We start from the raw sequence: 869 nt of genomic DNA on the forward strand, positions 1-869 counted from the left end.
AGGAGACAGGCCGGGGCAGGTATGGATCTGGAGAGAGGTTCAGTTACGGTTCCTGAACCGCCAGCTTTCGTTCCCTGTCTCGATGATGTCGCAGTGATGGGTCAGACGGTCGAGCAGTGCCGTGGTCATCTTGGCGTCGGCGAATACACTGGCCCATTCACCGAAGGACAGGTTCGTGGTGACAATGACCGAGGTCTGTTCATAAAGGCGGCTGATCATATGGAACAGCAACTGTCCGCCAGACTGGGCAAAGGGCAGGTATCCCAGTTCGTCGAGGATGACAAAGTCCAGTCGGCCGAGTTGTTCGGCCAGCCGACCCGCCCTTGCCGCCCGACTGTCAGCCTCAAGCCGGTTGACCAGGTCCACCACGTTGAAGAACCGGCCACGCCGACCTGTGCGGATGCAGCTCCGGCCAATGGCCGTGGCCAGGTGGGTTTTGCCGGTACCTGTGCCCCCCACAAGCACGACATTACGCTTGAGGTCGAGGAATTCGCCCCGAGCCAGGTCACGGACAAGGGTTTCGTTGACGGGCGTATCCGCGAACTGAAAGTCCTCGACATCCTGTGCCCGCGGCATCCGGGCAATGGTCATCTGGTAGCGTACCGACCGGGCCTGCTTTTCATGTATTTCGGCCTGGAGCAGTTCTCCTATGACCTGCTGGGGCAGATACTGTCGTTTGACCGCATGGGTCACCAGTTCATCATAGGCAGCTTTCATACCGTAGAGTTTCAGTTCCGCCATCGCCTGGAGGATCGGCCCACGTTCCATCATGGGCGTGTCCTCAGGATATCATACCGGCTGCAGTCAGCCACAGGAGCATGATGCAGGACCAGAGGTTCGGGAAGGGCAGGCAGGACGGGATTTGTGGC

General features: G+C 59.4%; 1 protein-coding gene. It reads right to left on the reverse strand.

Annotated elements, in window-relative coordinates:
* Positions 1-39 precede the first annotated feature (39 nt).
* On the reverse strand, positions 40-771 hold the full coding sequence (gene istB, locus CFR76_RS17485; protein ID WP_275405120.1) for an IS21-like element helper ATPase IstB: 732 nt from the start codon (positions 769-771) through the stop codon (positions 40-42).
* Between the last annotated feature and the right edge of the window lie 98 nt (positions 772-869).

Source organism: Komagataeibacter swingsii, assembly GCF_003207895.1.
Taxonomy (GTDB): domain Bacteria; phylum Pseudomonadota; class Alphaproteobacteria; order Acetobacterales; family Acetobacteraceae; genus Komagataeibacter; species Komagataeibacter swingsii.